Raw genomic sequence first — 16,048 nt, forward strand, 5'->3', positions numbered from 1 at the left:
CACGATGACGCACGCTTTGAAAACAGCGATGATCTTCGCCGCCGGACGCGGCGAACGCATGCGCCCGCTCACCGACCTCTGTCCGAAGCCGTTGCTGCCGGTCGGCGGAAAGCCTTTGATCATGTGGCAGATCGAGCGTCTCGCGGCGGCGGGCGTCGAAACGATCGTCATCAATCATGCGTGGCTCGGCGATCAGATCGAAAGCGCGCTCGGCAACGGTTCTCAATGGGGTGTCGAGCTGCGCTATTCGGCCGAGACCGAAGCGCTGGAGACGGCGGGCGGCATCGCACGGGCGCGTCATCTGATCGGCGATGGCGTGTTCATCGCGGTAAGCGGCGACGTCTTTTGCGACTTCGATTACGCGACCTTGCGCGAGCGCGCCTCGACGCTCACTTCGATGCCCTCGCCCGGCATGCATCTCGTGATGGTGCCGAATCCGCCGTTCCATCCGAAGGGCGACTTCGCGCTGAACGACGGCACGCTCGCGCTGGAAGGCGAGCCGCGCTATACGTTCGGCAACATCGGTCTGTACGACACGCGCATGTTCGACGATCTCGCACCCGGCACGCGCCGCGCACTCACGCCGTACTATCGCGAAACCATCGCGGCCGGGCGCGCGAGCGGCGAGCTCTACGAAGGCCGATGGGAAAACGTCGGCACGCCCGCGCAGCTCCGCGCACTCGACGAGGAACTGCGGGCGAGGTGAGCTTCGGAGATTGGGACGCATCCGATGGTAAAATGCGCGGTTCTCGCGTCTTTTCCTTCCATTGCGACAAGCAATCATGTCCGATACCCGTCCCGATACCCTCTTTGCGCTCACCGCGCTCTCGCCGCTCGACGGCCGCTATGCCGCCAAGACCGAAGCCCTGCGCGACTGGCTTTCCGAAGCCGCGTTCATGCGCCATCGCGTGACGGTTGAGATTCACTGGCTGATCGCGTTGTCGCGCGCGGGTTTCGCCGAAGTGCCGCGCTTCTCCGACGCTTCCGAACAGTTCCTGCTGGGCCTCGCCGAGCGCTTCACCGCGCACGATGCGGCGCGCATCAAGGACATCGAACGCGTGACGAATCACGACGTGAAGGCCGTCGAATACTGGCTCAAGGAGTCGGTCAAGGGCCAGCCGGAACTGGAGCGCGCAAGCGAATTCATCCACTTCGCGTGCACGTCGGAAGACATCAACAACACATCGCACGGTCTGATGCTCGCCGGCGCGCGCGAACGCGTGATTTTGCCCGCGCTGCGCTCGGTGCATGAACGTCTCGTGAAGCTCGCGCACATGCACGCAGAGCAGCCCATGCTTTCGCGCACGCACGGTCAGCCCGCCAGCCCGACGACGCTCGGCAAGGAAATCGCCAATGTCGCGGCGCGTCTTGCGCGCGCGATCACGCGTATCGAGAAGGTCGAACTGCTCGGCAAGATGAACGGCGCGGTCGGCAACTTCAACGCGCATCTGTCGGCGTATCCGGACTTCGACTGGGAAGCGTTCTCGAAAGATGTCGTCGAAAATCGGCTGAAGCTCACGTTCAATCCGTACACGATCCAGATCGAGCCGCACGATTATATGGCCGAACTGTTCGACGCCGTCGCGCGCGCGAACACGATCCTGCTCGACCTCGATCGCGATGTGTGGGGCTACATTTCGCTCGGCTATTTCAGACAGAAGACGAAGGCCGGTGAAATCGGCTCCTCGACGATGCCGCACAAGGTCAATCCGATCGACTTCGAGAACTCGGAAGGCAATCTCGGCCTCGCGAACGCGACGCTGCGCCATCTCGCTGACAAGCTGCCGGTCTCGCGCTGGCAGCGCGATCTCACCGATTCGACGGTTCTGCGCAATATCGGCGTCGCCTTCGGGTACTCGCTGCTCGCTTACGACGCGCTGATCCGTGGCCTCGACAAGCTCGAAGTGAACGCGGCGCGTCTGAACGAAGATCTCGACAATACGTGGGAAGTGCTCGCCGAGCCGGTGCAGACGGTGATGCGCCGCTACGGCATCGAGAACCCGTATGAGCAATTGAAGGAACTGACGCGCGGCAAGGGCATCACGCGCGAGGCGCTGCAGACGTTCATCGGCGGGCTGGCGATTCCGGCCGACGCGAAGAAGCTGCTGCTGGAGATGACGCCCGGCTCGTATATCGGCAAGGCGGTGGAGCTGGCGAAGCGGATCAGCTAAGCAAAAAGACAAAAGCCCCGGAATTCCGGGGCTCTTTTCATTGGCGCGTCATTTGCGCGTCTTCAACTTCTCGAGCACGTTGTCGACGATCTGCTCGGGCGTGAGCTCGATGCTTTCCGTAATCGCCTCGTCCTCGCCAGGTTCTTCCAGCGTGTCGAGTTGGCTCTGCAACAGCGAGGGATCGAAGAAGTGTCCGGTGCGCGAACCGAGACGCTCGCGAAGCACATCCATCGTACCGTGCAGATAGATGAAGCACACGTCGCGATCGCCGTCGCGCAGGATGTCGCGATACGAGCGTTTCAGCGACGAGCACGTAAATACCGCCGTCTCGCCCGCACGCTGCTTTTCCTCGATCGCGGCACGAATGGTCTTGAGCCACGGCCAGCGATCCTCGTCGGTCAGCGGGATGCCCTTGTGCATCTTCTCCTTGTTCGCGGCGCTGTGGAACGCGTCGCCGTCGGTGAAAGTGCAGTGCAGCCGCTCCGCCAGCATCTCGCCGATGAGGGACTTGCCGGCACCCGACACGCCCATTGCGATCAAAATCATCGAAGTCTCCTTACACGAACATCGCGAGCACGAAGGTCAAGCCCAGGCCCATCAGAGAGATGATCGTTTCGAGCAACGACCACGTCTTGAACGTCTGACCGACCGTCATCCCGAAATACTCTTTGATCAACCAGAAGCCGCCGTCGTTCACATGCGAGAAGATCAGCGAGCCGGAGCCGGTGGCGAGCACCAGCAGTTCCGGGCTCGTGTGACCGCCCGCCGCGGCGGCGATCGGCGCAACGATGCCGCAGGCGGTGGTCATCGCGACCGTGGCCGAGCCCGTCGCCAGACGGATCAGCGCGGCGACGAACCAGCCAAGCAACAGCGGCGACAGACTCGCTGATGAGGCGCTCGCGACGATCTGCTGCGAGATCCCGCTATCGCGCAGAACCTGGCCGAAGCCGCCGCCCGCGCCGACGATCAGCGTAATGCCCGCGATCGGCGCCAAGCACTCGCCGCAGAACTTCTGAATCTGCTCACGGTTGAAGCCCTGCTTCGCGCCGAAGGTCCAGAAGCTGACCAGCACGGCGATCAACAGTGCCATATCCGACTGGCCGATGAAGCGCAGCAAATCGTTCGGCAGCGTTTTCGGCGTGAAGACCAGATCGGCCCAGCTACCGATCAACATCAGAATGACCGGCAGCAGAATGGTGAACAACGTGATGCCGAAGCTCGGCAAATCGCGCGTCTTCTCCGTATCGCCGTGCTTCTGGGTGAACTGGTCGGCGAGCGCGTTGGCGTCGGGCAGCTTGATGTATTTGTGGATCAGCAGCGCGAACAGCGGGCCGGCGACGATCGCAGTCGGCACGCCGACGAGCAGACCGTAGGCGATCGTCTTGCCGATATCCGCGTGATACGCCTGCACCGCGAGCAACGCGGCCGGGTGCGGCGGAATCAGACCGTGCACGACCGAGAGACCCGCGACCATCGGCAGGCCGATCAGCAGCAGCGACTTGCCGGTGCGCTTCGCGACGTTGAACGCAATGGGGATCAGCAGCACGAAGCCCACTTCGAAGAACACCGGCAAGCCGACGATGATCGCGACGACCATCATGGCCCAGTGAATGTTCTTCTCACCGAAGAGATTGATCAGCGTATTGGCGATGCGCTCGGCTCCGCCCGATTCGGCCATCATCTTGCCGAGCATCGTGCCAAGGCCGACGACGACAGCAATGTGACCGAGCGTATTTCCGTTGCCGGTTTCGAACGACTTCACGATTTTGTCCATCGGCATGCCGACCGCGAGGGCAAGCAATACGGACACGATCATGAGAACGAGGAACGGGTAAACCTTATAGCGGGCGATCATCAGGATCAGAACCGCGATCGCGATCACCGCGTAGAGCAGTAGCATGCTCCCGTGGACGGCTGGCATAACGCCTCCTTGATTTTGTTGAGGTTTTCTGCGCTATGTATGCGTTTGCCGTCGTTGCACTGCACACGCGGCAACATCCGGCAAGCGCAAACACGGCGCTGGGCAACGGAATTTTACTTGTAAGCGAGGAAGTCGGCCGAGAAATGGCAGCGAGAAGCGCGCGCGTGCGAAACGCGGCCGAAAAAAAACCGACGCTCATGTAAGCGTCGGTTTCGAATGGAAGTTCAAGCCTTCTCGCCCGAACGATTTGCAATGCATCAGGCCGCCGGCTTCGTTGCCGCTGCGCACTGGAAGTCCAATTGGCGCGCGCGGCTTCCGCCTGGCCTGAGCTGCGGGTTGTCGAGGGCTTGAACCACGATTACTTGGCGATCCTCGCAAATCCGGGCAGCCTTCGACACGCAACTGTTCTGCGATTCGAACAGCCCCGAACAGGTGACGCGTTGCGCCCCGCTTTGACCGGCAACATTCAAATTTTGAGCGGAGTAGCTCAAGCCCGTGTCCGTCGTGCAAGCGGAGAGCACTCCGACTGCAGCGAGGATCGTGAAAAATAATTTAGACATTTCGCGTTTGACAGGTAATGGTCGACAAATGGCGAGTGATCGATCTGGGCAATCGCGTGACAACACGATTGCCCAGACTCCCTGACCGTCAGGTCAGGCGCTCACTCTTACCAGCGGTACGAAGCGTTAGCGCCGTACACCGTTCCGTTGCGGCTCGAACCAGCACCGGCCTTCAGCACCAGGTTCTGGGTGACACGGAGGTTGACCGCAACAGCCGCTGCCGCGTAACCCTGATACGTCGCACCGCCCACACCGACCGACATGATCTTGTCCTGGTCGATGTTCGGGATCATCGCCAACGCCGTTGCCGCAGCGATGCCCGAGTAGGCGTTACGACCCACCTCGGCGACGGCGCCTTGCATGCCATTCACGACGCTGTCGGTGTAGCTGTTCGATTGCGTGACCGCATCGTTCAACTGGTTGACGTTGACCAGATCCGCGCCTTCCGTACCGGCAGCCACGTTGGTGATCTGGCGCTCGCTACCCGCTGCGCCAACCGACACCGTGTTCGCACGATCAGCCACCGAGCTCGCGCCCAGCGCGACGGAGTCATCCGCCGTTGCCCGCGTGTTCGCACCGATAGCCACCGCGCCGACGCCGCTGGCAACCGCGCTCGAGCCGTTGGCGACCGAGTTCGCACCCGTTGCCTGAGCCTTCGCGCCGCTTGCCGTCGCATGGGTGCCGCTTGCTACAGCCGCTTCGGTTGCACGATTGCCGTCCGCTGCGAACAACGGGTTATCGGAAGTCGTTATGTTCGCAATCTGGCTGGACAGCGCATCCAACTGCGCCTTGTTGACAAGGTCAGTCGGGGCGATGGCGGTACTCACATTGTGAATGGTCGTTCCGTCCTTGCCGGCCAGCGTGATGTTGCTGTAGTCCGTCTCTCCGGTCGACGTCGTGTCGAACGTGACGGCCGCCTTCGGCTTCCCGTTCGTACCGTCCTTATACAGGCTCGTTTCCTTCAACTGACCCACGGTCGCGACATCGTCGTCGTTGACACCGTCAGCGATATGCGTGATGCGCAGCTTGTCGGTCGAATTGCCGAAGGACACCGTATTTGCCTCATCGGCCACAGCGTTGGTCGCGAGCGCCACCGAGTTTTCCGCCGTCGCGCTGGCGTTGCCGCCGATCGCGATCGAGTTCTTACCGGTCGCCGACGAGTCTTGCAGGATCGAATTGGCGTGGAAGTACTTGATGCCCTTGCCATTGACGATCGAGCTCAACGAGGTCGACATACTGGTGACGTCGTTGATCACGGTGCTGATGGCCGTGGACATCGAACTCACGGTCGTGGACATCGAGCTGATACCCGTGGACAGCGAGCTGATCGACGTCGAGGTTGAAGTCGACAGCGAACTGATACCCGTGGACAGCGAGCTGATACCCGTGGACAGCGAGCTGATGCCAGCCGACAGCGAGCTGATACCCGTAGACAGCGAGCTGATGCCTGTCGAGGTCGAAGTCGACAGCGAGCTGATGCCTGCGGACAGCGAGCTCACGCCCGTGGACAGCGAGCTGATCGCCGTCGAGGTCGAGACCGACAGCGAGCTCATGCCCGTCGACAGCGAACTGATGCCCGTCGAGGTCGAAGTCGACAGCGAGCTGATGCCCGTCGACAACGAACTCACACCCGTGGACAGCGAGCTGATCGCCGTCGAAGTCGAAGTCGACAGCGAGCTGATGCCCGTCGACAGCGAGCTCACGCCCGTGGACAGCGAACTGATCGCCGTGGAGGTCGACACCGACAGCGAGCTGATGCCCGTGGACAGTGAACTCACACCAGCCGACAGCGAGCTGATACCCGTGGACAGCGAGCTGATGCCAGTCGAGGTCGAAACCGACAGCGAGCTCACGCCCGCGGACAGCGAACTCACACCCGTGGACAGCGAGCTGATCGCCGTCGAAGTCGAAGTCGACAGCGAGCTAATGCCCGTGGACAGCGAACTCACGCCTGTGGACAGCGAGCTGATCGCCGTGGAGGTCGACACCGACAGCGAGCTCACGCCCGTGGACAGCGAACTGACCGCCGTGGAGGCCGACACCGACAACGAACTCACGCCCGTGGACAACGAACTGATGCCCGTGGAGGTCGAGGTCGACAGCGAGCTGATGCCCGTGGACAACGAGCTGATGTCCGTCGAAGTCGAGGCCGACAGCGAACTCAACTGGCCGAAGTTCACCGCGTCGTACTGGCTCGAACCGTCAGCCACGTTCGTGAGCGTCACCGGCGTGTGGCCGGAGCCGCCCAGCGTGACCTTCGAGTGGTCCGTGTTGTCGTACATCACCGCATTGGCCAGGCCCGTGGACAGCGAGTTCATCGCCGTGGAGGTCGAGACCGACAACGAGTTGATGCCCGTGGACAGCGAGCTGATGCCCGTCGAGGTCGAAGTCGACAGCGTGCTCATGCTGGTCGACAGCGAGTTCACACCCGTGGAGAGCGAACTGATGCCCGTGGAGCTCGAAGCCGACAGCGAGCTGATGCCCGTGGAGGCCGACGCCGACAGCGAGTTCACACCCGTGGACAGCGAGCTGATGCCCGTCGAAGCCGACACCGACAGCGAGTTCACGCCCGTGGACAGCGAGCTGATGCCCGTCGAAGTCGACGCCGACAGCGAGTCAACGCTCGTAGACAGCGAGTTCACCATCGTCGAGGTCGAGCTTGACAGCGAGTTAATACCCGTAGACAGCGAGCTGATGCCCGTAGAAGTGGACGCCGACAGCGAGCTCACACCCGTGGACAACGAGTCCACCATTGTCGAGGTCGAAGCCGACAGCGATTCAACACCCGTGGACAGCGAATTCACCATCGTGGAGGTCGAGCTCGACAGCGAGTTCAGACCCGTGGACAGCGAACTGACGTTCGTCGACAGCGAACTCACGCCGGCGGAGAGCGAGCTCACACCCGTGGACAGCGACTTGATGCCCGTCGAAGTCGAGCTCGACAGCGAGCTAATACCCGTGGACAGCGAGCTTACGTTCGTGGACAGCGAGTTAATACCCGCGGACAACGAGCTCACGCCGCTCGACAGCGAGCTGATGCCCGCGGAAGTCGAGGCCGACAGCGAGCTGATACCCGTAGACAGCGAGCTCACGCCCGCCGACAGCGAACTCACGCCTGCAGAGAGCGAACTCGCGCCGCTCGACAGCGAGCTGATCCCCGTCGAAGTCGAATTCGACAGCGAGTCCAGACCCGTGGACAGCGAACTGACGTTCGTGGACAGCGAGTCGACACCGGTCGACAGCGAGCTAATGCCCGTCGAGGTGGAGACCGAGAGCGAACTCACGCCTGCCGACAACGAGCTCACGCCTGCAGAGAGCGAACTCACACCAGCCGACAGCGAGCTGACGTTCGTGGACAGCGAGTTCACACCCGTGGACAACGAGCTGACGTTCGTGGACAGTGAGTTCACGCCTGTGGACAACGAACTGATGCCCGTGGAGGTCGAGCTTGACAGCGAGTTCAGCCCCGTGGACAGCGAACTCACGTTGGTCGACAGCGAGTTGACACCCGTGGAAAGCGAACTCACACCGCTCGACAGCGAGCTGATGCCCGTGGAGGTCGACGCCGACAGCGAGTCCAGACCCGTGGACAGCGAGCTCACGCCCGCCGACAGCGAGCTCACGCCTGCCGACAGCGAGCTCACACCTGCGGACAGCGAACTCACGCCTGCCGACAGCGAGCTCACCCCCGAGGACAGCGAGCTCACCCCCGAGGACAGCGAGCTCACCCCGCTCGACAGCGAGCTGATGCCCGTCGAGGTCGAGGCCGACAGCGAGTTCAGGCCCGTGGACAGCGAACTCACGTTGGTCGACAGCGAGCTCACGCCAGCCGACAGCGAACTCACGCCGCTCGACAGCGAGCTGATGCCCGCGGAGGTCGACGCCGACAGCGAACTCACGCCGGCCGACAACGAACTCACGCCAGCCGACAGCGAGCTCACGCCTGCGGAGAGCGAGCTCACGCCGCTCGACAGCGAGCTGATGCCCGTCGATGCCGAGACCGACAGCGAATTAATACCTGTGGACAACGAGCTCACACCCGTGGACAGCGAGCTGATCGCCGTGGAGGTCGAACTCGACAACGAGCTCACGCCCGTGGACAGCGAGCTGACGTTGGTCGACAGCGAGCTGATGCCCGTGGAAGCGGAGGCCGACAGCGAGCTCACGCCTGCCGACAGTGAACTCACGCCTGCGGAGAGCGAGCTCACGCCCGTGGACAGCGAGCTGATACCCGTGGAGGCCGAGGCCGACAGCGAGCTCATGCCCGTGGACAACGAACTCACGTTAGTGGACAACGAACTCACATTGGTCGACAGCGAATTCACGCCCGTGGACAGCGAGTTGATGCCCGTGGAGGTCGACGCCGACAACGAGTTCACGCCCGTGGACAGCGAGCTCACGCTCGTGGACAGCGAATCGAACTTGCCATTTGAGTTCGAGATGGCCGTCGACAGTGAATTGAATCCGGTCGAGGTCGAACTCGACAGCGAGCTCAACTGACCGAAGTTCACCGCATCCAGTTCGCTCGAACCAGCCGCGACGTTGGTCAGCCTCACCGGCGCATGGCCCGAGCCGCCCAGCGTGACCTTCGAATGAGTCGAATCGTCGTACATCACCGCATTGGCCAGGCCCGTGGACAGCGAGTTCACCGCCGTCGAGGTCGAGGCCGACAACGAACTCACGCCCGTGGACAGCGAGCTCACGCCCGCCGAGAGCGAACTCACGTTCGTCGACAGCGAGCTGATGCCCGTCGAGGTCGAAGCCGACAGCGAGCTGAAGCCCGTCGATGCGGAGGCCGACAGCGAGCTGATGCCCGTGGACAGCGAGCTGATGCCCGTCGAGGTCGAGACCGACAGCGAGCTCATACCCGTCGAGAGCGAGCTGATGCCCGTCGAAGTCGACGCCGACAGCGAACTGATGCCAGCCGACAGCGAGCTCACGCCTGCGGAGAGTGAGCTCACGCCGCTCGACAGCGAGCTGATGCCCGTGGAGGTCGACGTCGACAGCGAACTGATGCCTGCCGAAAGCGAACTCACGCCCGCGGAGAGCGAGCTCACACCGCTCGACAGCGAGCTGATGCCCGTCGAGGTCGACGTCGACAGCGAGCTAATGCCAGCCGACAGCGAGCTCACACCCGCGGACAGCGAACTCACGCCTGCGGAGAGCGAACTCACACCGCTCGACAGCGAGCTGATGCCCGTGGAGGTCGAAGTCGACAGCGAGCTCATACCCGTGGACAGCGAGCTCACGCCGCTCGACAGCGAGCTGATACCCGTCGAAGCCGAGCTCGACAGCGAGCTGATGCCTGCCGACAGCGAGCTCACACCTGCGGACAGCGAACTCACGCCTGCGGAGAGCGAACTCACGCCGCTCGACAGCGAACTGATGCCCGTGGAAGCCGACGCCGACAGCGAGCTCATGCCCGTGGACAGCGAACTCACGTTGGTCGACAGCGAGCTCACGCCTGCGGAGAGCGAACTCACACCGCTCGACAGCGAGCTGATCGCCGTCGAGGTCGAGGCCGACAGCGAGCTCAGACCCGTCGACAGCGAGCTCACGCCAGCGGAGAGCGAGCTCACGCCGGTGGACAGCGAGCTGATCGCCGTGGAGGTCGACGCCGACAGCGAGCTCATGCCGGTGGACAGCGAACTCACACCCGTGGACAGCGAGCTCACGCTGGAGGACAGCGAATCGAACTTGCCATTTGAGTTCGAGATGGCCGTCGACAGTGAATTGAAGCCCGTCGAGGTCGAACTCGACAGCGAGCTCAATTGACCGAAGTTCACCGCATCCAGTTCGCTCGAACCAGCCGCGACGTTGGTCAGCCTCACAGGCGCATGGCCCGAGCCGCCCAGCGTGACCTTCGAATGAGTCGAATCGTCATACATCACCGCATTGGCCAGGCCCGTGGACAGCGAGTTCACCGCCGTCGAGGTCGAGGCCGACAACGAACTCACGCCCGTGGACAGCGAGCTCACGCCCGTCGAGAGCGAACTCACGTTCGTCGACAGCGAGCTGATGCCCGTCGAGGTCGAAGCCGACAGCGAGCTGATACCCGTCGAGGCCGAAGCCGACAGCGAGCTGATACCCGTGGACAGCGAACTGATGCCCGTCGAGGTCGAGACCGACAGCGAGCTCATACCCGTCGAGAGCGAACTGATGCCCGTCGAAGTCGACGCCGACAGCGAGCTGATGCCTGCGGACAGGGAGCTCACGCCTGCGGAGAGCGAGCTCGCGCCCGTGGACAGCGAGCTGATCGCCGTGGAGGTCGAGGCCGACAGCGAGCTCATGCCCGTGGACAGCGAACTCACGTTGGTCGACAGCGAGCTGACGCCAGCGGAGAGCGAGCTCACGCCGGTGGACAGCGAACTGATCGCCGTGGAGCTCGACGCCGACAGCGAGCTCACGCCCGTGGACAGCGAGCTCACGCTGGAGGACAGCGAATCGAAGTTACCGTTCGAGTTCGAGATGGCCGTCGACAGTGAATTGAAGCCCGTCGAGGTCGAACTCGACAGCGAGCTCAATTGACCGAAGTTCACCGCATCTAGTTCGCTCGAACCAGCCGCGACGTTGGTCAGACTCACCGGCGCATGGCCCGAGCCGCCCAACGTGACCTTCGAATGAGTCGAATCGTCATACATCACGGCATTGGCCAGGCCCGTGGACAGCGAGTTCACCGCCGTCGAGGTCGAGGCCGACAGCGTGCTGATGCCTGTCGACAGCGAATTCACACCCGTGGAGAGCGAACTCACGTTCGTCGACAGCGAGCTGATGCCCGTCGAAGCCGAGGCCGAGAGCGAGCTGATACCCGTCGAAGCGGAGACCGACAGCGAGCTGATACCCGTGGACAGCGAGCTGATGCCCGTCGAGGTCGAGACCGACAGCGAGCTCATACCCGTCGAGAGCGAGCTGATGCCCGTCGAAGTCGACGCCGACAGCGAGCTGATGCCTGCGGACAGGGAGCTCACGCCTGCGGAGAGCGAGCTCACGCCCGTGGACAGCGAGCTGATCGCCGTGGAAGTCGAGGCCGACAGCGAGCTCATGCCCGTGGACAGCGAACTCACGTTGGTCGACAGCGAGCTGACGCCAGCGGAGAGCGAGCTCACGCCGGTGGACAGCGAACTGATCGCCGTGGAGCTCGACGCCGACAGCGAGCTCACGCCCGTGGACAGCGAGCTCACGCTGGAGGACAGCGAATCGAAGTTACCGTTCGAGTTCGAGATGGCCGTCGACAGTGAATTGAAGCCCGTCGAGGTCGAACTCGACAGCGAGCTCAATTGACCGAAGTTCACCGCATCCAGTTCGCTCGAACCAGCCGCGACGTTGGTCAGACTCACCGGCGCATGACCCGAGCCGCCCAGCGTGACCTTCGAATGAGTCGAATCGTCGTACATCACCGCATTGGCCAGGCCCGTGGACAGCGAGTTCACCGCCGTGGAGGTCGAGGCCGACAGCGTGCTGATGCCTGTCGACAGCGAGTTCACGCCCGTCGAGAGCGAACTCACGTTCGTCGACAGCGAACTGATGCCGGTGGAGGTCGACACCGACAGCGAACTGATACCCGTCGAGGCCGACGCCGAGAGCGAGCTCAGGCCCGTGGACAGCGAACTGAGGCCCGTGGAAGTCGACACCGACAGCGAATTGAGTCCCGTGGACAGCGAGCTGATACCCGTGGAGGTCGACACCGACAGCGAGCTCACACCCGCGGACACCGAGCTCACGCCCGTGGAGAGCGAAATCACGCTGGTCGAAACCGAGGCGGACAGCGAATTGAGCGTCTCGGCGCCCGAGGTCGAGAAAGCCACAGACAGCGAGCTGATGCCGGTCGAAGCCGAGGCGGACAGCGAGGTCAACTGACCGAAGTTCACCGCATCCAGATCGCTCGAGCCGGCTGCGACGTTGGTCAGTCGGACCGCCGACTTGCCCGCGTTGAGCGTGATCTGCGAATGGGTCGAATCGTCATACATCACCGCGCTTTGGAGCGCAGTCGAAATGCTGCCCACGTTGGAGTTGGTCGTGCTCAGACCCGTGGAGAGCACCGCAACCGTGCTGTTGGTCGTGCTCAGGCCGGTTGACAGCGTACTTACCGCGCTCGAGAGCGAGCCGACATTGCTCGCGACCGTGCTCAGACCCGAAGACAAGCTGCCCACTGCGCTCGTTGCGACGCTGAGGCCCGTGGACAATGAACTCACGCCAGTGGACATGGACGTCGAGAGCAGATCCTGGCCGGTGGACAGGCTGCCCACCTTGCTTGCCGTGGTGCTTGCGTCGGTGGACAGCGAACTCACCACGCTGTTCGTCGTGCTCAAGCCCGTCGACAAGGTACTCACCGTCGACGACAGGCTGGTTACTTTGCTGTCCGTCGTGCTCAGAGCCGTCGACACGCTATCGACCTTGCTTGCAGTCGTGCTCAAGCCGGTCGACAGACTGCTGACCGTGCTGTTAGTCGTGCTCAGACCCGTGGACAACGTGCTAATGCCAGTCGACGCCGAGGTCGACAGCGTGCTCAAGCCAGTCGACAAACTGCTAACCGCGCTGTTGGTCGTGCTCAGTCCGGTGGAAAGGCTATCCACCTTGCTGCTGGCCGTGCTCAAGCCCGTCGACAGGCTGCTGACAGCGCTGTTGGTCGTGCTCAGACCCGTCGAGAGCGTGCTCACGGTGCTCGACAACGATGTGACGGTGCTGCTCGTCGTGCTCAGACCGGTCGAAAGACTATCGACATTGCTGTTCGTCGTACTCAGGCCGGTGGACAGCGAGTCCACCTTAGTATTGGTGGTACTCAGGCCGGTAGAAAGACTGTCTGCCTTGCTGTTCACCGTGCTGAGGCCGGTCGACAGCGAACTGACCGAGGTCGACGTCGAGACAGAAAGCGAATTCAAGCTCGTGGAAAGCGTGTTGACCGTGCTGTTGGTCGTGCTGAGGCCGGTGGAAAGGCTGTCCACCTTGCTGGTGGCCGTGCTCAGACCTGTCGAGAGGCTGCTTACCGTGCTATTGGTCGTGCTCAGGCCGGTCGACAGGGAACTCACGCCGCTCGACAAGCTGGTCACGGAACTGTTGGTCGTGCTGAGACCCGTGGACAGGCTGTCCACCTTGCTGCCCGCCGTGCTCAGGCCGGTGGAAAGACTGTCGACGTTGCTGTTCGTCGTGCTCAGCGCCGTGGAAATACTGCTCACGCCCGACGACATGGAAGTCACCATGCTGTTGGCCGTGCTCAAGCCGGTCGAGAGTAAGCTCACTGTGCTGTTCGTCGTGCTCAAGCCGATCGAGAGCGAACTCACCGTACTGTTCGTCGAACTCAAGCCGGTCGACAGACTGTTGACCGCGCTATTGGTCGTGCTCAGGCCCGAGGACAGCGAACTGACGCCCGTGGAGGCAGACACGGAAAGCGAGCTCAGACTCGTAGACAAGTTCGAAACCGTACTACTGATCGTGCTGACGTTCGTCGAAAGCGAAGTCACCGACGACGTGGTGGTGCTCAGTCCCGTGGAAAGGCTGTCCACCTTCGTGTTAACCGTGCTCAGCCCCGTAGAGAGGCTGTCTGCCTTGCTGCTGGCCGTGCTGAGGCCAGTCGAGAGGCTGTTGACTGACGAGGTAGCCGTACTGAGCCCCGACGACAAGGAGCTGACGCCAGTCGAGACCGACGTCGAGAGCGTCGAGAGGCCCGTCGACAGGATGCCGACATTGCTGTTCGTGGTGCTCAGACCCGTGGAAAGGCTGCTGACCGTACTGTTGGTCGTGCTCAAGCCACTCGACAACGAGCTGATCGCAACGTTGGTCGTGCTCATTCCGGCCGAGAGCGAGCTGACGTTGCTGTTGACGCTGCTCAGTCCAGTGGACAATGAGCTGACGTTGCTATTGGTCGTGCTCAGACCGGTCGACAGCGAATCGACCTTGCTGTTCGTCGTGCTCAGACCGCTCGACAACGAACTGACGGTACTGTTGGTCGTGCTCAAGCCGCTCGAAAGCGAGCTAACGGTGCTGGCGGTCGTGCTCAGGCCTGTCGACAGGCTGATCACCGAAGTCGCTGCCGTGCTCACGCCGGTCGACAGACTATTGACCGAGCTGTTCGTCGTGCTCAGGCCGCTGGACAGCGACACCACGGCGTCGCTCGTGGTGCTGACGACCGTGGAGAGACTGCCCACCGTGCTGATGTTCGTGCTGATGTCCGTGGACAGGCTGCTCACGGTGCTCGTGGCGGAGCTTACGCCGGTGGAAAGACTATTGACCCTGCTCGAAGCCGTGCTCAAGCCAGAGGAAAGCGAAACGATGCCCGTGGAAACCGAGCCCGACAGCGTGCTCAAGCCCGTGGAGGCAGACATGGAAAGCGAACTCAGGCCGGTGGACAGACTGACCACCTTGCTGTTTGCGGTGCTCACTGCCGTAGACAACGTGCTGACGGTCGTGGACATCGACGACACCGAGGTCGACAAGGACTTCACCGTGGTCGACGTGCTGGTCGACAGCGTGCTCCATTGCGTCGAAATGGAGTTGAAGCCGGTGGACACGCTGCCCGAGATGGAGTTGAACCCGGTCGACAACGAGGCATATGACGTCGACATGCTTTGCGAGATCGACGTCACCGAAGTCGACCAGCTATTGACCGTCGACCCCATGGTCGAAATCGTCGTGGAGGTCGACGTCGACAGGGAACTGATGCTGGTCGATGCCGAACTGGACACCGTGAACAATTGCCCGCCATTGATGGCGTCCATGCTTCCGACCGCGATGTTCCCGTCTTTCAGGTTGACAAGGTTCTTGCCTGAGAAACTCACGTTCCCGTTCGAGAAGGCGATGTTATTTCCGGTGAACGTGATGCCGGTAGTGTTACTGATGGAGATTGAATTGGCGCTGGAGCCGGTGCCGGCGCTTAGTACGACTCCGCTAAAGCCGCCGGCGCAGTAGGTACCGGAATCAGCTGTCGGTGTCGCTGAGTTGGACTTGTAAACGTATCCGGTGCCGCCATCGCACAGCGACATCGAGGAGTTCTGAGCCCAAGCCGTCGAACCGCCAAATAGCATCGCCACCGACGCGCCGACGCCTGCCGCCACACGGAACACGTCGCGCGGATCGTTATCTTCCTGCCGGTAAGCCGCTAATATGGCGCTCTGACCGTCTTCTAGGTCGCATACCGCGCCGCCAGAACTCTTCTTGCCTCGCGCCATTGCAGTCTCGGCGACTGCAACGAACGTCCCTACCTTCTCATTCCAAATACTGCGGTATGACTTATTCATAAACCGAATTGACCCACAAAAACGAGCGTCTTCACAAAAACAAAGGAAACAACTTTGACCACTGCAGAGAATATTCAGACTCGCCACTTCGATGAAGCGGACATGTCCTAAATTCGCGCAAGTGAGGTGGAAAAAGCGGAGGAAGATGTTTTGCCGTCTTTCGGA

General features: G+C 62.2%; 5 protein-coding genes and 1 pseudogene. 2 read left to right on the forward strand and 4 right to left on the reverse strand.

From position 1 onward, the window contains the following. Positions 1-4 precede the first annotated feature (4 nt). Entirely contained in the window at positions 5-706 is a 702-nt protein-coding gene (gene murU / locus QCE49_RS10800; RefSeq protein ID WP_250457437.1) for an N-acetylmuramate alpha-1-phosphate uridylyltransferase MurU, read from the forward strand. Between the two features lie 76 nt (positions 707-782). Then, complete coding sequence (purB, locus tag QCE49_RS10805; RefSeq protein ID WP_250457436.1) at positions 783-2,171, forward strand: adenylosuccinate lyase; 1,389 nt, start codon at positions 783-785, stop codon at positions 2,169-2,171. Positions 2,172-2,219: 48 nt separating this feature from the next. On the opposite strand, the gene QCE49_RS10810 is transcribed toward purB, so the two are convergent. The 4 genes and pseudogenes from QCE49_RS10810 to QCE49_RS34530 form a co-directional block, all read right to left on the reverse strand. Further along, positions 2,220-2,717, reverse strand: a complete 498-nt coding sequence (locus tag QCE49_RS10810; RefSeq protein WP_008342835.1) for a gluconokinase — start codon at positions 2,715-2,717, stop codon at positions 2,220-2,222. A gap of 10 nt (positions 2,718-2,727) precedes the next feature. After that, positions 2,728-4,092, reverse strand: a complete 1,365-nt coding sequence (locus QCE49_RS10815; RefSeq protein WP_239295129.1) for a GntP family permease — start codon at positions 4,090-4,092, stop codon at positions 2,728-2,730. A gap of 667 nt (positions 4,093-4,759) precedes the next feature. Further along, positions 4,760-5,929: a YadA-like family protein gene (locus tag QCE49_RS10820; RefSeq protein WP_250457435.1), complete on the reverse strand. Its 1,170-nt coding sequence runs from the start codon at positions 5,927-5,929 to the stop codon at positions 4,760-4,762. 879 nt (positions 5,930-6,808) lie between these two features. Continuing rightward, positions 6,809-15,883, reverse strand: a pseudogene (locus QCE49_RS34530) (ESPR-type extended signal peptide-containing protein); the annotation flags it as partial. Positions 15,884-16,048: the final 165 nt, after the last annotated feature.

This window comes from Caballeronia sp. LZ008 (assembly GCF_031451435.1).
In the GTDB taxonomy this organism is placed as follows: domain Bacteria; phylum Pseudomonadota; class Gammaproteobacteria; order Burkholderiales; family Burkholderiaceae; genus Caballeronia; species Caballeronia zhejiangensis.

Excerpts from the sequence above, each read along its gene's own strand:
- murU (WP_250457437.1), top strand. The coding sequence starts at position 5 with ATGACGCACGCTTTGAAAACAGCGATGATCTTCGCCGCCGGACGCGGC.
- purB (WP_250457436.1), top strand. The coding sequence starts at position 783 with ATGTCCGATACCCGTCCCGATACCCTCTTTGCGCTCACCGCGCTCTCG.
- QCE49_RS10810 (WP_008342835.1), bottom strand. The coding sequence starts at position 2,717 with ATGATTTTGATCGCAATGGGCGTGTCGGGTGCCGGCAAGTCCCTCATC.
- QCE49_RS10815 (WP_239295129.1), bottom strand. The coding sequence starts at position 4,092 with ATGCCAGCCGTCCACGGGAGCATGCTACTGCTCTACGCGGTGATCGCG.
- QCE49_RS10820 (WP_250457435.1), bottom strand. The coding sequence starts at position 5,929 with ATGTCCACGGCCATCAGCACCGTGATCAACGACGTCACCAGTATGTCG.